This is a genomic window from Stenotrophomonas sp. FR024 (assembly GCF_047500745.2).
Lineage (GTDB): Bacteria > Pseudomonadota > Gammaproteobacteria > Xanthomonadales > Xanthomonadaceae > Stenotrophomonas > Stenotrophomonas maltophilia_A.
Genome location: NZ_JAXAXM020000011.1, coordinates 119,677 through 142,418 on the forward strand (window position 1 = coordinate 119,677; position 22,742 = coordinate 142,418).

The 22,742-nt window shown below is 67.0% G+C and carries 18 protein-coding genes; 10 read left to right on the forward strand and 8 right to left on the reverse strand.

Going from position 1 to position 22,742, the window contains the following annotated elements; translation table 11 throughout:
• Positions 1 to 55 precede the first annotated feature (55 nt).
• A complete protein-coding gene (locus ACMZ91_RS13570; protein ID WP_414577130.1) occupies positions 56 to 3,001 on the forward strand; it encodes a TonB-dependent receptor in 2,946 nt (981 codons plus the stop codon).
• A gap of 125 nt (positions 3,002 to 3,126) precedes the next feature.
• Here the strand turns inward: ACMZ91_RS13570 and ACMZ91_RS13575 are convergent, their stop codons facing one another.
• Positions 3,127 to 3,450 (reverse strand): DMT family transporter, encoded by a 324-nt coding sequence (locus tag ACMZ91_RS13575; protein ID WP_121503503.1) that lies wholly within the window; start codon positions 3,448 to 3,450, stop codon positions 3,127 to 3,129.
• Positions 3,450 to 3,803: an SMR family transporter gene (locus ACMZ91_RS13580; RefSeq protein ID WP_010485170.1), complete on the reverse strand. Its 354-nt coding sequence runs from the start codon at positions 3,801 to 3,803 to the stop codon at positions 3,450 to 3,452. Before ACMZ91_RS13580 ends, ACMZ91_RS13575 begins: the two co-directional genes overlap by 1 nt.
• A 160-nt stretch (positions 3,804 to 3,963) precedes the next feature.
• Between ACMZ91_RS13580 and ACMZ91_RS13585 the strand changes: the two genes are divergently transcribed.
• Positions 3,964 to 4,815: a LysR family transcriptional regulator gene (locus tag ACMZ91_RS13585; protein WP_414577131.1), complete on the forward strand. Its 852-nt coding sequence runs from the start codon at positions 3,964 to 3,966 to the stop codon at positions 4,813 to 4,815.
• A 101-nt stretch (positions 4,816 to 4,916) separates the two neighbouring features.
• Here the strand turns inward: ACMZ91_RS13585 and ACMZ91_RS13590 are convergent, their stop codons facing one another.
• Positions 4,917 to 5,837 (reverse strand): M14 family metallopeptidase, encoded by a 921-nt coding sequence (locus ACMZ91_RS13590; RefSeq protein ID WP_257471779.1) that lies wholly within the window; start codon positions 5,835 to 5,837, stop codon positions 4,917 to 4,919.
• 131 nt (positions 5,838 to 5,968) lie between these two features.
• On the opposite strand from ACMZ91_RS13590, the gene ACMZ91_RS13595 reads away from it, so the two are divergent.
• The 3 genes from ACMZ91_RS13595 to ACMZ91_RS13605 all read left to right on the forward strand — a co-directional run bounded on the left by ACMZ91_RS13595 (position 5,969) and on the right by ACMZ91_RS13605 (position 10,703).
• Positions 5,969 to 8,050 carry a TonB-dependent receptor family protein gene (locus tag ACMZ91_RS13595; RefSeq protein WP_414577969.1) on the forward strand — a complete coding sequence of 694 codons (2,082 nt, stop codon included), beginning with the start codon at positions 5,969 to 5,971 and terminating at the stop codon, positions 8,048 to 8,050.
• Positions 8,051 to 8,112: 62 nt separating this feature from the next.
• Positions 8,113 to 9,885: a chloride channel protein gene (locus ACMZ91_RS13600; protein WP_049460970.1), complete on the forward strand. Its 1,773-nt coding sequence runs from the start codon at positions 8,113 to 8,115 to the stop codon at positions 9,883 to 9,885.
• 101 nt (positions 9,886 to 9,986) lie between these two features.
• Positions 9,987 to 10,703 (forward strand): MgtC/SapB family protein, encoded by a 717-nt coding sequence (locus ACMZ91_RS13605; RefSeq protein ID WP_024957423.1) that lies wholly within the window; start codon positions 9,987 to 9,989, stop codon positions 10,701 to 10,703.
• A gap of 73 nt (positions 10,704 to 10,776) precedes the next feature.
• On the opposite strand, the gene ACMZ91_RS13610 is transcribed toward ACMZ91_RS13605, so the two are convergent.
• Positions 10,777 to 11,181, reverse strand: coding sequence for a MerR family transcriptional regulator (locus tag ACMZ91_RS13610; RefSeq protein WP_414577967.1), 405 nt, complete (start codon positions 11,179 to 11,181; stop codon positions 10,777 to 10,779).
• Positions 11,182 to 11,244: 63 nt separating this feature from the next.
• Between ACMZ91_RS13610 and ACMZ91_RS13615 the strand changes: the two genes are divergently transcribed.
• On the forward strand, positions 11,245 to 12,072 hold the full coding sequence (locus tag ACMZ91_RS13615; protein ID WP_277778500.1) for a class I SAM-dependent methyltransferase: 828 nt from the start codon (positions 11,245 to 11,247) through the stop codon (positions 12,070 to 12,072).
• Positions 12,073 to 12,157: 85 nt separating this feature from the next.
• On the opposite strand, the gene ACMZ91_RS13620 is transcribed toward ACMZ91_RS13615, so the two are convergent.
• The 4 genes from ACMZ91_RS13620 to ACMZ91_RS13635 form a co-directional block, all read right to left on the reverse strand.
• Positions 12,158 to 12,421 (reverse strand): DUF6959 family protein, encoded by a 264-nt coding sequence (locus tag ACMZ91_RS13620; protein ID WP_006450485.1) that lies wholly within the window; start codon positions 12,419 to 12,421, stop codon positions 12,158 to 12,160.
• A 148-nt stretch (positions 12,422 to 12,569) separates the two neighbouring features.
• On the reverse strand, positions 12,570 to 13,406 hold the full coding sequence (locus ACMZ91_RS13625; protein ID WP_012511335.1) for an OmpA family protein: 837 nt from the start codon (positions 13,404 to 13,406) through the stop codon (positions 12,570 to 12,572).
• A gap of 61 nt (positions 13,407 to 13,467) precedes the next feature.
• Positions 13,468 to 18,495: a YadA-like family protein gene (locus tag ACMZ91_RS13630; RefSeq protein ID WP_149908550.1), complete on the reverse strand. Its 5,028-nt coding sequence runs from the start codon at positions 18,493 to 18,495 to the stop codon at positions 13,468 to 13,470.
• A gap of 235 nt (positions 18,496 to 18,730) precedes the next feature.
• Positions 18,731 to 19,711 (reverse strand): AraC family transcriptional regulator, encoded by a 981-nt coding sequence (locus ACMZ91_RS13635; RefSeq protein ID WP_032128070.1) that lies wholly within the window; start codon positions 19,709 to 19,711, stop codon positions 18,731 to 18,733.
• 686 nt (positions 19,712 to 20,397) lie between these two features.
• Between ACMZ91_RS13635 and ACMZ91_RS13640 the strand changes: the two genes are divergently transcribed.
• The 4 genes from ACMZ91_RS13640 to cpaB all read left to right on the forward strand — a co-directional run bounded on the left by ACMZ91_RS13640 (position 20,398) and on the right by cpaB (position 22,735).
• Entirely contained in the window at positions 20,398 to 20,589 is a 192-nt protein-coding gene (locus tag ACMZ91_RS13640) for a Flp family type IVb pilin (protein WP_019337868.1), read from the forward strand.
• A gap of 66 nt (positions 20,590 to 20,655) precedes the next feature.
• A complete protein-coding gene (locus ACMZ91_RS13645; RefSeq protein ID WP_032128071.1) occupies positions 20,656 to 21,201 on the forward strand; it encodes an A24 family peptidase in 546 nt (181 codons plus the stop codon).
• Positions 21,198 to 21,674 (forward strand): TadE/TadG family type IV pilus assembly protein, encoded by a 477-nt coding sequence (locus tag ACMZ91_RS13650; RefSeq protein ID WP_049398481.1) that lies wholly within the window; start codon positions 21,198 to 21,200, stop codon positions 21,672 to 21,674. The genes ACMZ91_RS13645 and ACMZ91_RS13650 overlap by 4 nt, the downstream gene beginning before the upstream one ends.
• A gap of 23 nt (positions 21,675 to 21,697) precedes the next feature.
• The gene (gene cpaB, locus ACMZ91_RS13655) at positions 21,698 to 22,735 is read left to right on the forward strand and encodes a Flp pilus assembly protein CpaB (RefSeq protein WP_049460959.1); all 1,038 of its coding nucleotides are present in this window, start codon (positions 21,698 to 21,700) and stop codon (positions 22,733 to 22,735) included.
• Positions 22,736 to 22,742: the final 7 nt, after the last annotated feature.

The following is a 22,742-nucleotide window of genomic DNA, read 5'->3' on the forward strand; positions in this document are numbered from 1 at the left end:
TTCTGCGCGCTCACCGGGCACTACAAGGGAACCCATTGCGGATGTTGCCGCCCCCATGAAACTGCCCTGCCCCTCCCCTCGCCCCCTGGCCATCGCGCTGTGCCTGGTCATGGCCTCCCCGTGCCTGCTGCCGGCCTCGGTCCATGCACAGGAGACCGCCGCGGTCCGCTGGCAGATTGCGCCCGGCCCGCTCGACCAGGCCCTGACCGCGTTCGGCCAGCAATCGGGCCTGTCCATCGCCGCCGACGCACGCCTGACCCGCGGCCGCCACAGCAGCGGCGTGCAGGCCACGCTCGGTACTGACGCCGCATTGGCGCAGCTGCTGGCCGGCACCGGCCTGGCCTTCCAGCGTGATGCCAGCGGTGTGGTGCTGCAGGCGGCACCCACCGCTGAAGCCGGGGTACGCCAGATCGGCACCCTGCGCGTGGCTGGCCAGGCCGGCGAAGGCGCTTCACCGTGGGGGCTGGCCGATGCGGACGCGGTCTACCGTGACAGCGGCTCCCGCGTGCACCTGGACCATCAGCAACTGGAACGCTTCCGCGGCCAGTCGATCGGCGACGTGCTGGCCGGTGCGGTGGGCGTGCACACCGCTGACGTTCGCAACGGCGGTGCGCTGGACGTCAACATCCGCGGCCTGCAGGGCCAGAACCGGGTGCCGGTGATCATCGACGGCGGCCAGCAGGCCATCGACGTGTACCGCGGCTATGCCGGCGTGCAGCAGCGCAGTTATCTCGACCCGGACCTGATCAGCGCGATCAGCATCGAGAAGGGGCCGAGCCTGGCCGCCAACGCCGCCAGCGCGATCGGCGGCGTGGTCTACATGGAGACGCTGAAGGTCGATGACATCCTCGACGATGGCCAGACCTGGGGCCTGCGCGTGCGCGGCGGTGTGGCCGACAACAGCATCGACCGCACCCGCACCTTCAAGCAGATCGCGCGCGGCAGCGACAACCGCAACAGCCTGCGCGACCCGCGCGACTGGAATGGCAGCGTGGCCTTCGCCCAGCGTGGCCAAGACTGGCAGCTGGTCGCGGCCTATGCGCGGCGCCGCCAGGGCAACTTCTTCGCCGGCAGCAACGGCGCGCATCGCTACGACAACCAGCACCTGTCCAGCGGCGGTACCGGCATGTCCAACCAGGCGGTGTCCAAGCTCTTCCATCCGGGCGATGAAGTGCTCAACACGCATACCGACAACGAATCCGCACTGCTTAAATTCACCTGGACGCCCAGTCCGGACCAGCGGTTGGAGCTGAGCCATCGCTACTTCAACTCCAGCTTCGGCGAGATCATGCCGTCGGCGATCGGACGCGTGGGCGAGTCCAACGAATGGGTGACCTACGTGGACAAGGCCAACACCATGTTCCAGTTCGAGCCGGGAAAAATGCGGGTCAACGCCACCTCGCTGCGCCATCGCTACCGGCCCGAGGCGCATCCGTGGCTGGACCTGAGCAGCACGCTGTGGTTCACCACCGCCACCAGCCGCATGTTCAACAGCAACATCGCCAACACGCCGCTGTTCAAGGACGTGCCCAACGACCAGATGCCCGACACGCTGGGCGAGACCTATGGCCCGGGACTGCAGTCGGACGTGAAGACCCAGCGCTGGGGCGTGGACAGCAGCAACACCACGCGCTTCAGCAATGATCTGGGCGACTGGACGCTGCGCTATGGCGCCTCCTTCCAGCACGAGGACACCGCGCCCAACTCACCGGTGCTGCCGGTGGATTTCAACAACAACCGCTACCTGCGCTCGGGCACGCGCCGCGAGGCCAGCGTCGTCGCCTCGCTGCAATGGCAGCCGTGGGACTGGCTGTCGCTGACCGCGGGCAGCCGCTTCACCGACTACCGCACCCGCGACCGCAACCGCGTGGCCTTCGTCAGTGAATCGCGCGACCTGCGCTACACCTTCGCGCGCCTGAGCAAGGGCGGCCAGCTGCTGCCCGGCTGGTACAAGGAGTGGTACCCGGATGCCCAGGGCAATTACACCTATGACTCGCTGCGCGCTACGCCCTATGGCGACAGCACGCTGGGCCAGGCCTACGATTTCGACGGCTTCATTCCCGATCCGCGCGGCGCCAACGGCTTCTATACCAAGCAGATTCCCACTGCCTGGGGCTACAAGCCGGCGATCCGGCGCTCCGGCCACGGCTTCGCGCCCTATGCCGAAGCACGCTTCAACCTCGACGAGGACATGTTCTTCTACGTGAAGTACGCGCAAGGCTGGAAGATGCCCAGCCTGTTCGAGTCGACGCTGGGCAACAGCACCTCGGCACCGGTGGCCGACCTGAAGCCCGAGAAGAACCGCTCGTGGGACATCGGCTTCAGCCTGCTCAAGCAGGACCTGTGGCGCAACGGTGACCGCCTGGCGTTCAAGGTGGCGTGGTTCAAGAACGATATCGACAATGCCATTACCCGCCGCTTCGATTCCAGCAACTGGGCGTTCTACGTCGACAACGTCGACAATTACACCGTGTCCGGCTATGAGCTGCAGTCCGGCTATGACGCCGGCATCGCCTACCTGGACCTGTCGGCCAGCTACTACCAGCGCGCGCGCACCTGCGATGCGGCCACCGCCAAGCGCCTGCGCGAAGACCCCTATGCGAAGTGGAGCAAGCTGGACACCACGCCAGACTGCGTGGACGGCGGCTTCGGCACCTCGTTCGTCAACGCGCAGAACCCACCGAAGTACTCGATTCACAGCACGCTGGGCTTCCGCCTGTTCGACAAGCGGCTGGATACCGGCATCCGCCGCACCTACAACAGCGGCCCCACCCACGAACTGGACAAGCCCTGGAACACCACCGGCTCGACCGGCCTGCAGAACATCTACCTGCCGACCGCGATTTATGACTTCTATGCGCGCTGGCAGTTCACGCCGCGCAGCGAAGTGGAGCTGGTGGTCAGCAACCTGCGCAACACCTACTACATGGACACGCTGGCGATGAGCCTGATGCCGGGCCCAGGGCGCACCACGCGGCTGAACTTCACCGCACGCTTCTGAGTGCTTCAGAAACAGCAACGCCCCGGAGATATCCTCCCCGGGGCGCTTGCCTGCGGCAGCTCACGCGCTGGCAGGTGCCAACCATGGTTCTGGTAGGCGCCAACCTTGGTTGGCGCAACGATGCATCACTTCGCGGTACTCAGCAGCAGCACTGCAACAGTGACCAGCGCAATGCCGACCCAGCCGATCGGACGCAGGCGGTTGCCGAACAACAGGCGGCCGCAGGTGGCGGTACCGATCACGCCGATCGCACCCCACATCGCATAGGCGGTGGCCAGGTCCATGTAACGCACGGCCTGTCCCAGCAGGGCGAAGGCGATCCAGACCATGACGATCGCGGCGACGCCCCAGCGCCAGCGGCGGAAGCCTTCCGACTTGGCCACCATCATGTTGGCGGCGACGTCGATCAGCGCAGAACAGATCACGAAAAACAGAGCGAGGGTATTCATCAGTGCGCCTCCCCGAGGGTGACGCAGACGATGCCGACCACCGCCAGCACCAGGCCGGCCAGTTGCTGCAGCGACAGGCTTTCACCAAAGACGGTGAGGCCGACCACGGTCAGCAGGGTCAGGCCGAGGCCTTCCCAGACCGCATAGGCCACGCCAACGGCGATACGGCGCACCGACTGCGCCAGGAAGAAGTAGGACAGCGCCAGCGCGCCGGCCATGATCAGGTAGCCGGTCCAGCCGCCATCGCGAGCGGCATGGGCCATGAACGAGGTGCCGACCACTTCGGCGACGATCGCCACGGTCAGGCAGGCCCAGGCGACCAGCGCGCCACGGGCGGGAACAGTACGGGACATGTGAAGCTCCTTGCAGGGCGGGGACCACGCCGCCTCATCAATGGATCCACGCCGAGCGTGGAGGGTCCGGAACGCCCCGCAGACGGGGGCGACGGAAGCCAGTATCATCGCCTTTTACGGTGGTATCAAAATGGATTCCATCGACAGGAGCGATGGATCAGTGCCCTACTCCCCTGAATCCCTGCAGGCCTTCGTGGAAGCCGCGGCGCTGGGCTCGTTCTCGGCGGCGGCGCGACGCCTGCGCAAGACCCAATCGACGGTCAGCACCGCCATCGCCCACCTGGAAGCCGACCTGGGCGTGAGCCTGTTCGACCGCAGCGGGCGCTACCCGCAGCTGACCGAAGCCGGGCGCCAGGTAGTTGGGCACGCGCAGGAAATCCTGGCTGCCGATGCCCGCCTGCAGCAGTTGAGCGTGCGCCTGGCCGCACCGGTCGAGCCGCGCTTGACCGTGGCATTCTCCGACGTCTACCAACTGGCCCCGGAACAACGGGTGTTGCAACGCTTCGCCGAGGCATTCCCGGAGATCGAGCTGGAATGGCTGGATGCCGAGGGCGAGGACGTGCTGGAACTGGTGAGCAACGGACGCGCCGCGCTGGGTCTGCTGCCACGGCAGGAGCACTATCCGGACGGACTGGTGGCACGTCCGCTGGCGCACCACAGCGAACTGTCGGTGTATGTGGCGCGCGAGCATCCGCTGGCCAGCGCTGGCCGTCGCGCCGCCGCACAGCTGGCGCGGCATAGACAGGTGCGCCTGAGCGCGGAAGTCGATCAATCCCGCGTGGTCACCGGCCTGGCCTGGACCGCAACCGATTACCTGATGGTGATGGAGATGGCCGAGGACGGCCTCGGCTGGGCCGAGCTACCGCGCGCACTGGTACAGCGCTACGACCGCGGGCGGCTGGTGGAACTGCTGCTGCCCGGCTGGCCACGGCGCATCCACAGCGACCTGCTGTGGCGCCGCGACGCGCCGCCAGGCCCAGCCGCACTCTGGTGGGCCGACGCGTTGGGGTGAACCGAAAAAGGGGACGGAGGGGATTAAGTCGTTTGTGGCACAAACGACTTAATCCCCTCCGTCCCCTTTTTCAGTTGCCGGCCAGCGGCCGGCGCTACCGATCAGCGGTGCGCTAGCGCGTAATCCAGCGCCGAGCACACTGCGGCCACCTGTGCGTCGTTGCACTGCTGCGGGGTCGCGCGCGGGCTGTCCGGGTAGACTTCGGTGGTGGTGGTGTACTTCGCCCCGGTAATGCCCGCGCACAGGCCCAGCTTCACCAGCGGGTACTCAATTACGCCATGGGCCACCACCGGCGAACCGATGATCTCGCCCTTGTCGTCGGCCGGCGCGATGTGAGTAACCTTTTCCACTGCGGCGATCACCGCCTGCTGGAAGGCCGCCTGCGGGGCCTCACTGTCGTCCACCAGGTAGAAACCATCCGGAATCAGGCCCGGCTCGAACGGCTTGCCATCACGCGCGGCCAGCGCCGGGCGGAACTCGCTCTCGTCGCTGTCGGTGGTTTCGTGCAGGTCGATGTGCAGTACGAACTGGTCCTTGATCGGTGCGATCAGTTCGATCAGCGCGGTCGACTCGCGGGCCGGGCCATCGGCGCGGAAGTTGCGGTTCGGGTCAATCGCATCGAAGTTCCAGCGGTTGATGCGCTCGAAGCCCCACGGATTCACGCACGGTGCCACCAGCAGGTTGGCCTTGCCGGCGTAATCGGCAGCGTGCTTTTCGAGAAACTCCAGCGCGCCCATCACGCCGCTGGTCTCGTAGCCATGCACGCCACCGGTGACCAGCGCGGCCGGTAGCGCTGGGTTCCAGTCGCGGCTGCGCAGGGCGAACAGGGTGTAGGTCTCGCCGGCGTAATCGAGCTGGCCATAGGCCACCTTGTCGAAGCGCGATGCCAGGGCTTCGATGCGCGGCAGCACCTCCTCGTCGTAGCGACGCAGGCGCTGCTGGCGGCCACGCCACGCCTCCCGTTCCGCCGCTCCCCACGGCTGGCCAGGGGTTCCGACGGGGTAGAAAGCGGCTTGGGACATGGCAGATCTCAGCGAGTCAGGAAGCAATCACCCACTTTACCACCGGCCCATCAGCATGAACCGGAGACGCATTCCATTGGCGAATGGAATCAGCAATAATTCTCATTTACGCCCTTCCACGACCTGCATCGATGCCCATCCACGCCCCGCAAACGGCCCGCCTGCCACTGGCCGCCGCCCTCGCCCTGTGTCTGCTCCCGGCTGTCAGCGCCTTCGCCCAGGACGGCGCCACCACGCTGGACAGCATCCAGGTCTCCGGCAGCTGGCTGGGCACCGGCCTGCACGACAGCGTGAAGAGCTTCGCTGGCGCGCGCACCGTGGTGGACCGTCAGCGCATCGAAGCCAGCGGCGCGGCCAGCATCGGCGATGCCATGCGCCGCATCCCCGGCGTGCAGGTCACCGACAACTCCGGCACCGCCGGCAGTTCGGTCTCGCTGAACATCGGCGTGCGCGGCCTGACCGGGCGCTACTCGCCGCGCTCGACCGTGCTGCTCGATGGCGTGCCGCTGGCAGTGGCGCCGTATGGCCAGCCGCAGCTGTCGTTCGCGCCGACCAGCCTGTCCAACATCGAATCGATCGACGTGGTGCGCGGTGGCGGCGCGGTGCGCTACGGCCCGCAGAACGTGGGCGGCATCATCAACTTCAGCACCCGCGCCATTCCCACCGAGGCCGGCCTGCACGGCGAAGCCGGTGTGCGCTACACCGCCTACGACCACGGCGGCGGCGACAGCACCCAGTACAGCGCCTTCCTCGGCGGCACCGGCGACAACGGCCTGGGCGCGGCCCTGCTGTACTCCGGCCAGGACGGCCGCGGCTGGCGCCAGGGCAGCGATGACCGCTTCAACGACCTGGCGCTGAAGTTTGCCTATGCCATCGACGAACAGCAGGAACTGCGTGCCAAGTTGTCCTACTACGATGTGCGCTCGCTGACCCCGGGCGGCCTGACCCGCGCCCAGTACGAGGCCGACCCGTTCCTGAACACCCGCCCCACCGACTTCTGGAAGGGCCACCGCACCGGCATCGACCTGGGCTACACCAACACCCTGTCGGCCAACAGCGAGTTCGAGCTGCTGGCCTATTACAACGAAAGCAGCCGTGCCAGCTCGCTGATCAACGCCGCCAATACCCAGCTGACCGTGCAGCCGCGCGACTACCGCGTGCTCGGCATCGAGCCGCGCTACACCCAGCGCCTGCACTGGGGCGCCAGCGTGCACGACATCACCGCCGGCTACCGCTTCCTGCGCGAGCGTGGCAACGACCGCAGCTACACCGTCACCCGCCGCACCGGCGCGGCCAGTGCAACCACCCGCTTCGACAACGCCACCGATGCCCACTCCTTCTACATCGACGACCGCATCGCGATCGGCCAGTGGCGCATCACCCCGGGCGTGCGCATGGAGTGGATCGACATGGACCGCCGCCAGGCGGGTGGCGCGGCGACCTTCAGCAGCCGCAACGACAAGGCGCTGCCCTCGATCAACGTCGCCTACCTGCTGACTCCGCAGCTGACCGTGTTCGGCAACTACACCACCTCGTTCGGGCCGGTGCAGAACATCCAGCTGAACTCACAGACCGCCAGCAACCCGCTGAATCCGGAAATCGCCAAGACCACCGAACTCGGTGCGCGCTGGCAGGACGGTGCACTGCGCGCGGAAGTGACCGTGTTCAAGATGCGCTTCGACAACCAGATCCTGCAGGTGCCGGGCATCACCCCGCCAACCTTCCAGAACATCGGCGCCACCGACCACAAGGGCGTGGAAAGCGCGCTGGAGTACCGCTTCGCCGAAGACAGCGCACTGGCCGGTCTGGAGCTGTACGCCAACTACACCTGGACCAAGGCGATCCAGCAGTCCGGCGACAACCGTGGCCTGGACGTGCCGTTCTACTCGCGCGACACCGACAGCGTCGGCGCACGCTATGCACTGGCCGGCTGGACCTTCAATGTCTCCAGCACCCACCAGAGCGGCCAGTTCTCCGATGCGGCCAACACCTGGGCCGAGAGCGCCGATGCGCGCGTGGGCCGCGTGCCCGGCGTGCGCCTGTGGAATGCCCAGGTGGCCTGGCAGGTGCCGGGACTGGGTGACAGCGAGATCGCGCTGGGCGTCAACAACCTGGCCGACAAGCGCTGGTACACCCGCAACGTCGATGGCAACGCCGGCCGCATGGTGGCTGCGCCGCGCACCTTCTACGTGCAGGGCCGCTACCGCTTCTAAGCCGGTAACCACCCGATGCAGTGACGGCGGCGATCACGGTGGCGGCGTATCATGCCGCCACCATGTCACTGCCTGTTTCGCCATCGCGCCTGCATGCTGCCTTCCAGGGCCTGCGCCTGCGCCTGCGTGGCAGTGACTTGTGGTTCATTGCGCTTGCCCTGCTGGTCGGCCTGATCGCCGGCTACCTGACCCTGCTGCAATCCGGCATCGCACGCTGGCTGCAGGGCACCCTGTACGGGCTGGACGAAGGCATGCGCCTGAGCTCCCTGCCCTCGCTGACCTGGACTGCGCTGCTGGTACTGCCGCTCGGTGGCCTGCTGGTCGGGCTGGTCAGCCTGGCCGCGACCCGGCTCAAGCGGCCCCTGCTGGATGCGGTGGAAGCCAACGCCCTGCATGGCGGCCGCATGTCGATGCGCGACAACCTGATCGTGCTGACCCAGACCCTGGTTTCCAATGGCTGCGGCGCTTCGGTCGGCCTGGAGGCCTCCTATACCCAGATGGGCGCCGGCAGCGGCTCGCAGCTGGGCCGGGTGATGCGCCTGCGTCGCAACGATGTGCGCATCCTGGTCGGCGCCGGTGCCGCCGGTGCCATCGCCGCCGCCTTCGGTGCACCCTTGGCCGGTGCGTTCTACGCCTTCGAGATCGTCATCGGCGCCTATACCCCGGCCGCACTCGCCCCGGTCGCGGTCGCCGCGCTGGCCGGCGCGTTCGTGGCCGACCAGGCCGGCATCGAGGCCTACCTGCTGCCGGCGGCCTCGACGATTGATGTCCGCGCCGCCGACTACGCCATCTACGGTCTGCTCGGCTGCTGCTGCGCGATGGTCGGCATCGCGGTGATGCGGCTGATTGCCTCGATCGAAGGCACGGTCAAGCGCAGTCCGTTGCCGCTGTGGGGACGGCCGGTGGTGGGCGGCCTGCTGCTGATTCCGCTGGCCCTGGCCAGCCCACAGGTGCTGTCGTCCGGCCATGGCGCGCTGCACCTGGACCTGACCACGCATCTGCCACTGATCTGGATCGGCGGCCTGCTGACCCTGAAGTGCCTGGCCTCCGGCATCTCGCTGGGCTTCGGCTTCCGTGGCGGCCTGTTCTTCGCCTCGCTGTTCATGGGCACCCTGGTCGGCGCGTTGTTCGCCGGCCTGCTGGCGATGGCCACCGGCGTGCCGGTGATTGATGCAACTTCGGCCGCACTGGCCGGCATGGCCGCACTGGCCGCCGCCGTGGTCGGCGCACCGATGACCATGGCCATGCTGGTGCTGGAAGGCACGCACGACTTCCTGCTGACCAGCGTGGTGATGAGCGCGGTGCTGGTCTCCAGCACGCTCGTGCGGCAGTGGTTCGGCTACTCGTTCTCGACCTGGCGCATGCACCTGCGCGGCGAGACCATCAAGAGCGCCCGCGACGTCGGCTGGGTGCAGAACCTCAACGCCGGCCGGTTGATGCGCAAGGGCGTGGCCACCGCCCCGGCCGACCTCGATGCCGCCGCCTTCCGCCAGCGCTTCCCGCTGGGCTCGGGCAGCCGCGTGATCCTGATCGACAGCGAAGGCCATTACGCCGGGATCGTGCAGATTCCGCGCGTGTACGGCGACGGCGTGAAGCCCGAAACCATGATCGGCGAACTGGCGGAAAACCGCGACGTGTCACTGTTGCCGAGCGCGGACGTGGTCACCGTGATGCAGCGCTTCGACCACACCCAGGCCGACGAACTGGCCGTGGTCGCTGCCGACGGCCAGGTGCTGGGCGTGGTCTCCGAAGCCTTCGTACGCAAGCGCTACGCCGAGGAACTGGACAAGCGCCAGCGCGAACTGATGGGCGAGCGCGTCGAGGACACCGACTGACCCCGCAAAAAGGGGACGGAGGGGATTAAGTCGTTTCTGGCCGCCTCGAAATCCACGCATGGCGTGGATCTACTGTCACCTCGACCGGGTAGACTCCGGCCATGCGCTTCATTGAAACCTTCCAGGCCGGCCCCTTCGCCGACACCGTGGTCAGCCTGCTGGCCGCTTTCGTGCTGGGCACGCTGATCGGCGCCGAGCGCCAGTACCGGCAACGCACCGCCGGCCTGCGCACCAACGTGCTGGTGGCGGTCGGCGCCGCTGCCTTCGTCGACCTGGGCATGCGCATCGCCGGCAGCGCCGAGGCGGTGCGGGTGATCTCCTACGTGGTCTCCGGCGTCGGCTTCCTCGGCGCCGGCGTGATCATGAAGGAAGGCATGAACGTGCGCGGGCTGAACACCGCCGCCACGTTGTGGTGCTCGGCGGCGGTCGGTAGCTGCACCGGCGCGGACATGTTGGCCGAAGGCGTGCTGCTGACGGTCTTGATCATCGCCGGCAACACCCTGCTGCGGCCGCTGGTGAATGCGATCAACCGCATCCCGATCAACGAGACGGCCACCGAGGCCACCTACGAGGTGCGCCTGAGTGTGGATGCCGAAGCGGTGCCACGTGTACGCGAACGCCTGGTCGATGCGCTGGAAGCGGCGCAGTATCCGGTCGGTGATGTGCAGGTGGTCGAGCATGCCGACGCGCCCACCGATGTGATCGCGGTGCTGGTCAGTACCGCCGTCAGTGCCGATGAGCTGGACGTTGTGCTGGCGCGGATGGAGCACGTGCCGGGCGTGCTGCATGCCACCTGGGAAGTCAGTACCCGCGATTGATTCATCCACGCATGGCGTGGATCTACCGAGGTTGTGGTGCAGTAGATCCACGCCATGCGTGTATGCGCTTCTCTCACCCACCCGCCAGGCGCTGCTGGGCCCTCAACAACTTGCGGAACGAACCGCACTGGCGCGCGTCCTGTGCTTCCGGGCAGGCCGCCGCGCGCTGTAGATGACGGCGCACCCGCTGCAGCTGGGAGATCTGCTGCAGCACATCGGCCTGTGCCAGCAGGGCTTCGCGATCCAGCGTAATGCATCCGTGCTGAGGCGGCAGCGACAACCCGATCTGCTGCAGCGACAACCCGGCCGACTGGCCAAGGCCGATCAACGCCAGGCGCTCCAGCACCTGATCGTCGTACTGCCGGCGCAGGCCGCGACGGCCCAGCGACTGCAACAACCCGAGCTGCTCGTAGTAACGCAGGGTCGAGGCCGGCACGCCGCTGCGCTTCACCACCTCGCCGATATCCAGTTCACGCATGGGCTTGACCTCAAGTCGCCTTCAAGCATCAACCTATGGGCAACTTCCCGGCAGGACAAGGCCATGGCCAGTACATCCCCCGTTGATCAGAATGCGCTCTGGAATGGCCCTGGCGGCCAGATCTGGGTCGCCCAGCAGGCCATCCTCGATGGTCTGTTCCAGCCGATGGCCGACCTGCTGGTGGCCGAGCTTCCGCAAACCGTCACGCAACTGCTCGATATCGGCTGTGGCACCGGGGCCAGCCTGCTGGCCGCGGCCGCTGCGCGCCCGGCGGCACACTGCACCGGCCTGGACATCTCCGCGCCGATGCTGGCGCTGGCCCGCCAGCGCGCCGGAGCGGCAGGACTGGACGCGGACTTCATCGTGGCCGATGCGCAGCAGCATCCGCTGCCCTCCGCGCACTTCGACTGGATCCAGTCGCGGCTGGGCGTGATGTTCTTCGAAGATACCGAGGCCGCCTTCGCCAACCTGCACCACGCCGCAACGCCAGGCGCGGGCCTGCGTTTCATCGCCTGGCGCAGTGCCGACGAGAACCCGTTCATGACCACGGCCGAACGCGCCATTGGTGATGAACTCGAGCTACCACCCCGTGCGCCTGGCGCACCGGGCCAGTTCGCCTTTGCCGATGGCAAGCGCGTGCAGCGCCTGTTGCAGGCCGCCGGCTGGAAGGACGTCGAAGTGGTTGCGGTCGACCTGCCCTGTTCGATCGCCCGCGACGAGCTGCCAACCTATGTCGGCCAACTTGGCCCGCTGGGACTGGCGCTGCGCAATCTGCCCGAAGACCGCGCCACCTCGCTCCGGAACAAGGCTGTGGCGGCATTCACCCCGTTCATCGAGGGCAACCGGGTACGCGTGGATGCGGCGTGCTGGCTGGTCCGCGCCCGCGCCTGATACAAAAAAGGGGACGGAGGGGATTAAGTCGTTTCCGGCACAGCCGGGGCAAGAACGACTTAATCCCCTCCGTCCCCTTTTTCTACTACAGCGCCTCGCCGGCGTCGGCCAGGCGCGATTCAATCAGCGCATACCACTGCTGCAGCACGTCGATCAGCATGTCCAGCTCGGCGTCGGTGCGCTGTGCACGGCCACTGCGCAGGCAGGCCTGGGCCTCCTGCAGCTGGGCCAGGAACCCGGCCACGGTATCGGCCTGCAGGATCAGCCCCGGCAGGCGCCGCCCGGGAATGCGTACCACGGCATGATTGCCGAGCTGGCCGTACACACTCAGTGTGGTTTCCGTCTTCATGGAGAGAGGCAGCAATTGGGCGTTCATCGCGTGCACCATGGAAAACCTGAGCCGCCGGCAGGCGCGGTCAACGGGGGAGACGTAACCACGTCCTGCCGACGGTCAGGGGGGACTCGGGATGCCGGAGCGATGCCCCGGCGCAGGAAACTCAGCGTGGCTGCGCCACCCCGGCGATCTGCACCCGCCGGTTCGGCGCCAGGCAGGCGATCAGCTCGCGACGGTTGCGCTGCTCGCACTGCACGATCGGCTCGGCCGCGCCGCGTCCTTCGGCACTGATGCTGGCTGCAGGCACGCCGCCCTGCACAAGCGCGCTGCGCACGGCCTCGGCACGTCGCTGCGACAGTGCCTGGTTGTAGCTGGCACTGCCGATACGGTCGGTATACCCGGTCACCCGGATTGACTGCACCTGACTGGCCTCGCGCACCTGCGCCAGTACGCCCTGCACGGCCTGCTGGCCTTCGGCACTGAGCACCGCGCTGTCGAAACCGAACAGCGCATCGGCGGACAGGCGCAACGGCTGCTCCGGCAACGGCGCCGGTGCAGGCGGGGCCGGCGGCCGCGGCGGGTCCAGCACCGCCGCACATGATTCAGGCTTCCAGTAGCCGCCCTGGGCAATGCCCTTGCTGTCGAAGCGGACCTGGAACTGGCAGGTGAAGTATTCGGCCCCCTGTGCGGTGCGGAAGTTGAACAGGTAGTTCCACTCGCGCACGCCCCACATGCCTTCATTGAAATGCGGCGTGCCCAGCAGCGTGTACAGCTGGCGCTTGCTCATGCCCGGCGCGAAACGGCGCAGGTCGGCGACGTCGGGATAGATGCCTTCCTTCAACGAGGCCTTCGAGGCCTCCGGGAACTGCACGGCGGTGGTTTCGGCAGGACCCTCGGCGGCCGGCGCATGGCTGCGGCAGGCGGCCAGCAGGCCCATTCCCAGGACCAGGCCCAGCACTGCGGCCATCTGGCCGGTGCGGGCGATGCGATGCTGTTTCATGTCATTCCCCCTTTGGACGTTTCCGCGATGCCGGGCCGCGCGTGCGGCCCGGCGGCGGGGATCACCACTGGATGCCTGCACCGACGGCCACACCGGCCTCGCCACGGCTGTTGGTGGAGCCGCTGAACTTGTAGATCCAGCGCCCTCCTTCGGAGACACCGGAGATACCAACCGCCACGCCCGACTCGCCGTTGTAGCTGCCGGCGGCGACCGAGGCCATGCTGCGGCCCGCTTCGCTGGGCTGCGGCAGTGCTGCGGTGGCCATTGCCGAGGCGATACCGGCCGAGGCGCGGTTGTCGGTCTTGCGCAGGTCGCGCTCGAAGCCACCCATGCGCTCGTCGGTGTAGGCCTTCGACCAGTCCAGGGTCTGCGCCATGCCCGACTTCAGCTGGTCGACGTTGACTGCGTCGGTACCGGCGGTGCCGGCGGCGACGTTACGCACCGTGGTCGGGCCGCTGTTGGTGCTGCCCAGCGTGACACTGTTGTAGTTGGTCGCGCCGTTCACCGTGGTGTCGTAACGGATCGTGCCCTGCTGCGAGGCCTGCAGCTGGCGTACGTTGACCGCGTCGGTAGCCTGCGAACCGTCGGCCACGTTGACCACCTGGCGTTCGGCACCGGCGGCACCCACTGAGACCGTGTTGGCCCGGTTCGCCACCGAACCCGCACCCAGCGCCACCGAGTTGTCGGCCTGCGCCTGCGAGCCATTGCCCAGCGCGGTCGAGTTGGCACCGGCGGCGGTGGAGCCAGCGCCACCTGCGGCCGAATTGGCACCGCTGGCGGACGGATCGGCCAGGTTGTTGGTGTTGTTGGCGCGGAAGCTGCCGGCCACGTTGGTGATGTTCTGGATCTTCTGGTCGGTGTACTTCTTCGATTCGTCGATGGCGTAGTTCACGCCGTTCTTCAGCTGGCCGACGTTGGTTGCGTCGTACGTATCGGAACCGTCGGCGACATGGGTGATCTTGCGCTCGCTGCCGGTGCTGCCGACCGAAACCTCACCGGCCGAGTTGCTGGCGCCGGTCTGGCCATAGGCGCCGGTGTAGCCGCTCTGCGCACCGACGCTGGCCACCGACCCGGCACCCAGGGCGACGCTGTTGCCGGCACTGGCGCTGGCGCCGTTGCCGACCGCCACGCTGTTGGCACCGGCCGCACTGGCCTGCGGGCCGACCGCCACCGCTTCCGCACCGGCAGCCGTTGCAGGCGCTGCGGTCGAGTTCACTGCCAGGTAGGCACTGCCACCGCTGTTGTTGGTGATGCGTTGGTTGAGGACCTTCAGCGAGCCGTCCACCGCAGTGAAGGCGGCGGTGACATTGTTGTAGTCGCCGCTGGTGAAGGTGCCGTCGGTGGCGATGCTGGAGATGCTGAACTTCGGCGCGGTCCACACGTTGGTGGTGCCGTTGTACGCGGTGGTGCCACCGAAGTAGTTGGCGATGGTGCTGTTCGTGCTGAACAGCTGGTCGCCGGTGATGGCATCACTGCTGCCGGCCAGGATGCTGCCGGCGGCGACGTTGGTGATCTTCACCGCGCCGGTGCCGGTACCCGTCAGCGTCACGCTGTTGAGCACGTTGCCACTGCCATCGACGTCGTACTTCACGGCCAGCTTGTCGATCTCATCGGTTTGGTCGGCAACGTTGGCCAGCGAGTTGCTGACCGCATCGAAGGCGGTACCGACGTCGTTGTAGCTGCCCTTGGTCACGGTGCCGTTGGCGGCGACGTTGTTGATCGAGTAGGTCGGTGCGGTCAGCACGCCGCTGGCGTTGACCGCCGCGCCACCACCGAGGTGGGTGGCCACGGCCTGGTTGGCCGCAAACAGCTGGGCACCGTTGATGGCCTCGCTGCTGGTGGCACTGACCTGACCCGGGCCGAGATTACGCAGCGTGGTGGCCGTGCCGGTCTGGCCGAGCGTGGCACTGGCGTAGTTGACGCTGCCATCGCCATTGAGGTCATAGCGCAGTGCCCCCTGTTCCGACGCCTGCAGCTGGCCGACATTGACCGCATCGGTGGCGGCGGTACCCGCAGCCAGGTTGGTGACCTGACGCTCGGCACCGGCGGCACCGATGGACACGCTGTTGGCACGGTCAGCCAGGCTGCCGGCACCCACCGCGATGCTGTTGGCGGCGGTGGCGCGGGCGTTGGTACCGACCGCGATCGAGTCGGCGCCGCTGGCCAGTGCCTCGGTACCGGTCGAGTTCACCCGCAGATACTTGGTGCCACCGTTGCGGATGTCGGTGATCTGCGTGTTGAGATTGACCAGCGAACCATCGACCGCGGCGAAGGCATCGGTGGCGTTCTCATACAGACCCTTGGCGATCGCACCGCCGGTGGAGATGGTGCTGATCTCGAACAGTGGTGCGGTGAATGCACCGCTGGCCGGATCGAAGGCTGCGCGACCGCCGAAGAAGCTGGCGATGGCCGCATTGGTCGCCGCCAACTGGCCGCCATTGACCGCTTCCAGGCTGCCGGCGGTGACCGCACCGCCGGCCAGGTTGCCGATGGTGGTAGTGCCGGTGCCCGCACCGAGCGTGACGCGGCGATAGTTCGGATTGCCGGCACCGTCCAGATCGTAGGTCACCGCAGCAGCCGCCACATCATCGATCAGGCTGATGGCACCCTTCAGCTGGGCCACGTTGACCGCATCGGTATTGACACTACCGGCGGCCACGTTGGTGATCTGGCGCTCGCCGCCACCGGCGGTACCCACCGACACTTCACCGGCCGAGACCTGCGGCGCAGTGAGGCCATAGGCGCTGTAGCTGGCCTGGGCACCGCGCAGCGCGGCCGAACGGTAGCCCAGTGCGACCGAATTGGCCTGGTTAGAGGTCGCCTCGGCACCGAGCAGGGTCTGCCCGTTGGCCGTACCCACCGCGCTGTCGCCGACGATCACCGAATGGCCCATGCGTGCGGCGTAGTCCGCGGTCGGCACGCCGGTCGGGTTGCTCGGGTCATTGGTGCCTGCACCCGGGAAGGCCACGTTGGCATCGACCTTCGGCAGTTCGTGGCGGGCATTGGCGCCGATCACCACTTCCTTAGAACCGTTGGCAAAGGCGCCGTCACCCATCAGCACCTGGTAGTCCTGCGCCGCATTGACTGCCCAGCAGGAGATGTCGGCGAGGACAATATCCAGGCACTTGGCCGCCCATGCCGGCGAATCCTTCGGCAGCAGCAGCCCGAGCAGGCCGCCCGGATTGCCGTTGTTGATGTTGTAGATGTAGCTGTCGGAGGTGACACCGCCGATCAGGGTCAGGTGCGAGCTGCCGCCGGTGACGGCGCCGCCCAGGCCATTGAGGGTGCTGCCGACCGGCGACAGGTTGACCACCGGCAGGCCCAGCACATTGACCGTCGAGTAGGTCTGCATCACGTTGGCGTTGCTGAGCTTGAGGTTGCCGTTGCTCAGGTAGCCGTTGCCGCCGAACAGGCTGGTGGTGGTCGGGCCGATCAGCTGCCCGACATTGCCGACCAGGCCACCGGTGCCGATGATCAGGCCCGCGTTCGGATCGGCCGGAGCCGGCGCCTTCGGGCTGGTCGGCGGAATCGCCGAGGGCTTGGTCAGGCCGAGGCCGCTCAGCGTGCCACCGACCAGGCCACCCACGGCACTGCCGAGATTGCCGATGGTGCCGTTGAGGTTGCCATTGAGCAGGTTGCCGACGGCGCCGCCGACATTGCCAAGCGTATCGCCCAGCAGGCCCCCCAGGCCGCCGGTACTGCCACCTGTAGCGCCATTGAGTACACCGCCGACGGTGCTGCCCACCGCACCCACTGTATTGTTGAGCGTGCCGCCCACGGTGCCGCCGACTGCACCCACCGTGCCAACTGCACCGTTGAGTGCCCCGCCGACGGCGCTGCCGACCGAGCCGACCGTGCCGTTGAGTGCACCACCCACAGTGCCGCCGACTGCACCCACCGTGCCAACCGCTCCGTTGAGTGCGCCGCCGACGGTGCTGCCGACCGAACCGACCGTGCCGTTGAGTGCACCACCCACAGTGCCGCCGACTGCACCAACCGTGCCAACGGCGCCATTGAGCGTGCTGTCCACTGCTCCGCCCACCGCACCAACCGTGTTGCCTACGGTGCCATCAAGCACGCCACCCACGGCGCCACCTGCCGCGCCGACAACGCCGCCCACCAGGCCACCCACGCCCAGTGCGCTGTTCTGCGCTGCCACAGTCCCTTGGCCGGCCAGCTTCAGATTGCGGTCGGCCACGACTTCCTGGCCATCGGGCGCCTGCACGCGCACTTTGCCGGCAACACCGGTATCGAAAGCTGCGGTGATCGCACGATCATGGGTCTCGCCCGGCAGCTCCTCCTTTGCCGGCAACGTGACCGCCGCCGTCGCCTTGACCTGCCCCTGACCATCGATCTGGTGGCCCGCCAGCTTCAGCTGCGAATCCACCTTGCCGTCAACGGACGCCTTGAGGCCGGACAGCGAGCCAGCGGATGCGCCAGCAACAGCGGCGGCCGCCTTGGCACCGGTATCGATCGAGGCCACCTGGGCACCGGCGATGCCAACCCTGGCCTTCGCCTGCGCATCCGCAGCCACACCGAGCGGCGCATGCGCGGACGGCGCAACGTTGGCCGCCAGCGAGGCATCCATCTTCGCCACATTGGACGCTGCGTGCCCCAGCCCGACATTGGCGCGAACATCGGCGGCCAGTGCAGGAACCGCGACCTGCTTCGGCGCGGCGTTCGCCGCCAGCTTCACCTGTACGGTAGCCGGCAGCACGTCGCGCACGATCGGCAGCGAGGTCGTACTCAGCTGCAGGCCCACACGCGCGTCTGCGCTGATCGCCGGACTGCTCTGCGCCTGGCGCGATGCCGCGGCCAGCGCGACTTCTGCGTCGACCTTGACCGGCATCGGCTGCGCGTACTTCGCGGCCAGTGCCTGCAGATCACGCAGCGACTGATTGGATTCGGATGCTCCTGCATGCCCGCTGGCCAGCGCACACAGCAGGGCCAGGGCCAGTGCGGTCGGCATCAGCAGGACACTGCGCGGATCGCGGGCAGCGCTGCCGCCGCTATCGCCGGTGGCCAGTTCCGAGGCCACAACCAGAGCATTGAGCTGGCGGTTCCATACACGCCGGTAGATGCGGTTCATGAGCATTTCCCCCGTAGGCGAACAACTGGAATGTCAGTGGACTTGCCGTTAGGCAGGTGACTGACATTTCAGCGTTTGCAACGGCGGCTGCGCACTTCATTCCGGCACGGCAATCGCGCATTCCGGCAAATCCACGGTCGGAATCGGCAGCCGGTTATGCAGAAGCGGCAACCATATCGGCAAGCGGATATGCAATTCCGGCAGGAACCGCCGGGAAACCCTTATGGGGCCTGGATCAGGCGGGCTGGCCGATCTGCGCGGGTGCGCGCATCAGCGTGTCACGCGGCAGTTCACCGAAGACCTTGCGGTAGTTGTCGGCGAAACGCGACAGGTCCCACAGGCCACAACTGAGGGCGATGGCCTTGACCGAACGGCGGCTGGAATCGGCCATCGACAGGCTGCGGCAGGCTGCGCACAGGCGCAGCATCGACAGGTAACGATTGGGCGACGTACCGAACAGGTCCTCGAACGCGTAGCGCAGCCCACGCTCACTGACACCGGCAGCGTCGCAGATCTCATTCATGTAGATATTGCGGCGCAGGTTGAGGCGCATGAAGTTTTCCGCCCGCTGTGCGATCAGATAATGCGTGCGCCGCGCACGGCTGCAACCCGGGCGTTCGGCGGAACCCGCACCCAGCAGTGCCTGCACGTGTTCGTGCAGCAGCCGCTCGGTTTCTTCCGGCTGCAGGCCCGTGCCCTGGCCCAGCTGCAGGTGCAGCTGCTGGTAATGCTGTGCCAGCGGGGCGGCCTCGCTGGCGAGATTGAACAGTGAAAGCGCCTGTCCGGCCGGCGGCGTGCTGCGCAGGCTCAGTTCGGTCAGCTTGCGTTGCACCCGTGCCACCGGCACCAGCATCAGGGTCATGTGCGTGCCCGGGCTCAGGGTGAACTCGCTGATGCCCTCGGGCATCACGGTCAGCGCCATCCCAGGGGCAAGCGGTACGCCATGGCACCAGCTCAGGGTTTCATCGGTCGCATGCAGATACCCCAGCATCGCCCAGTCCGGCGGCAGCATGAAACGTCCACGGCAATGGAATCCACAGCTGATGCTGCAGAACAACGCCTCCTCGTGCACGCGTGACGCGAAGGCCGCCCGCGGCCCATTGCCATCGAGCAGAAGCAGTTCGACATCACATACACGAAGCACGCCGCTCAGCGTCGCCAGGTCGATCGACCGCAGGCCGCTGTCGTCGCTGTCTCCTACCCCACCATCGACCATGACAGTGTCGTCCCCCCGATTATCCGCCGTGCGGTACGGCCCCCACTGCCTGACAGGGCGCGCACCTCTCATGGAATCTCTTCCATCACCGGGATGCGCGCCGCCAAGGTGCGCACCCCAAAAGAAACGCGAGTACTTGAATGCGAGTATGCCCGATAATTCAACGGGGTAAACATCTGCACCGCGTTGAATAAGATGGATACAGAGGTGAAAATCAGAATGTCGCGTTTGGCACAGTTTTCGCATGCGACCTGAAGCCTGCCTCACATTATCTGCACGTCGATGAATCGTTGTGCGGGCGAACGGATTTCCGTCACATAACCCGGCTTTGAAATTAAGGACCAATGGGATTCTGCCGAATTTGCATATAGGTTCCGGTTGCAGCCGGCCGCCATTCAGGCAAAGTCGATAACACGGTGATCCGGTCTTTGATAATGACCGCACCCAGGGGGACAGCATGACCATGCACGTATCGCTCGACACGTCGACCACCGGCCCCGCGCCGCGCGGTCGCGGTTGCGCGAACGGCGTCCCGCCTGGAAACGATCACCCTGCTTGAGCACAGCGGGTCCATCCCGCCGTGCCTCCTCCGCCAGGACGTGCGGAGGTCCACGGACGATCCCGGCGGAGCCGGGCCACCGCCCAACAGGTGTCCTGTAGCAGACAGGTAGAGGGAGACAAACGTCATGAACGCATCGATCCGCAAGTTCCTGAAGGAAGAAGATGGCGTCACTGCACTCGAGTACGGCCTGCTGGCGGCTGTGATTGCGGGTGTCCTGATCGCACTGGGCAGCACGCAGATCAAGGATTTCTTCGAAACGCTCTTTGAGAATCTCACCAAGCTTGCCGACAAGGCATCGGGCAACACGCCGGCCTGAGCCGCGTCCCAGGCTGATCAGGGACAGCAACTGCTGAGCGTCCACTGACGGACAATGGAGGGTGCGATGACACTGCTGGGATTGCTGGCCATCGGTGTGTGCCTGCGGATCGCGATCAGCGATCTGTACGCCCGTCGGGTGCCCAACGCCTGGCTGCTGTCCGCATGCGCGATCACCGTTGTCGTGCTCATCGCCGGACAGTTCAACGCGCCGCGCCTGCCGTGGGCTTCCCACGTTGCCGGCGCGGCGCTCGGCCTGGTCGCATTGCTGCCTTTCCATGCAGTGCGCTGGATGGGCGCCGGTGATGTCAAATTCTTTTCGGTACTGGGATTGATGCTGGGCTGGCAGGCACTGCTGCCGATCTGGATCGCGGCCAGCCTGGCAGCGGGCGCACATGCCGCACTGGTGCTGGTATCGCGACGGTTGGGCCCAGTACTGCCCATCGGCCTTCAAGCCCATATGCATCGGGCAAGTTCGCAATGGCATTCGCACCCGGCGCTGCGCGGGATGCAGAGCGCCCGCCAGGGACGCCAAGGCATTCCCTACGCCGCCTACCTGGCGGTATCCGCCATCGCCTGGGTCCTCATCAGCACGTACGGAGGCGTGGCATGAACATCCACAACCGACGCCGGCAACGTGGCGCGGCCAGCATCGAGTTCGCGCTGATGTTGATGCTGGGCCTGCTGCCGCTGCTGCTGTTCACGTTCTCCGGCGTAATGATCATGGCGGCCCAGCAGACGTTGGCAACCGCCTCGGCCGAGGGTGCACGTGCATCGCTGCGCTATGGCAGCGCCAACGAACGCCGTACTGCCGCCTGCGTTGCAGCGCGTAGTTCGATGCAGTGGCTGCTGAACTTCTCGGGTCAGCCGGTCGACTGCAGCAATGGCGGAAACAACGCCATTCTGGTTTCCGCGCAGGCCCCCTGCGCCGGACTGGCCAGCGCCCAGTGCATGACCGTAACGGTCAGCTACGACTACGCAAGCCATCCCTTCCTGCCCGGCACCGCCACGCTTTACAAGTGGGTGATGCGGGCTCCCATCCGCAGCGTCGCGGTCGCTCAGCTCGACCTCGGCAGCGGCAACTGACGTTCGGTACAGGAGACGGTTCCATGCTCAAGTTGACCCGCATTGCTGCCGTCGCCCTGATCGGGCTGGCTGTGCTGCTGGCGGTGATCGCCTTGATGATCGGGCGCAAGCAGGCCGCACCGGCAACGGTTGCCCCGATGACGCAGAGCGAAGCCCAGGCGATCACCGTGGTGGAAGCGGTGGCGCGACTGCCGGCCGGCGAACCGATCTCTGCCAACGGACTGCGTCTCGCACAGCGCAGCGCCCCGGTTGCCGGTGCCGCCACCAGCATTTCCGCCGTGGTCGGAAAGGTGCCGGTGCAGGACATCGCCGAAGGCACGGCGATCAGCAGCAACGCACTCGCGCAGGGATTCTCGCTGCAGCTGCGCCCCGGGGAACGCGCACTGGCGGTCCCGGTCGACGAGCTGGTGGGGGCCGGCAACCGCATCCTGCCCGGTGATTTCGTCGACGTGTTCCTCAACCTGCGCACTGCCCAATCCAACCCCAGCGGCCCGGCCGACGCAGCACAGACGCGCCTGCTGCTGTCGCGCCTGCGCGTGCTCAGCTATGGCCAGCAGGACATCGCCCCGGCCAACCATGACGCTGTTGCCAGCAACGAGGCCGATGGCCGCAACGATCCACGCGCCGCCGACATCACCGGAAGCAGCAGCACCCAGAGCACGGGCAGCGGGACCGCCCAGCCGGCACGCAGCGCGGTACTGGCGGTGCCGGTGGCCGATGCCAACCGACTGCTGCTGGGTGCGCAGCAGGGCAAGCTGTTCCTCGCCCTGCGCAACCCTGCCGATTCCGGCCAGCCCGATCTGGCGCTGTTCCCGCAGGCACGCGGGGTGATTGATCCCCTGCGTGGCCTGGATGCGGAACAGCAGCTTGCGCTGCAGCGGCCAGAGAATCACGCCTTCGCCGGCATCGACGGCGATGCATTGGCCGGCCGCAGCAACGCAACCGCGCGCAGCACCCAGGATGCCCCGGCACGCGTGCCCGCACCACGGCGCAGCGCCCCACGCGCATCGGGCATCGAAATCATCCGAGGTGACAGCTCCGCCCCCCGTGGTTCCCTTTGACCTGCAT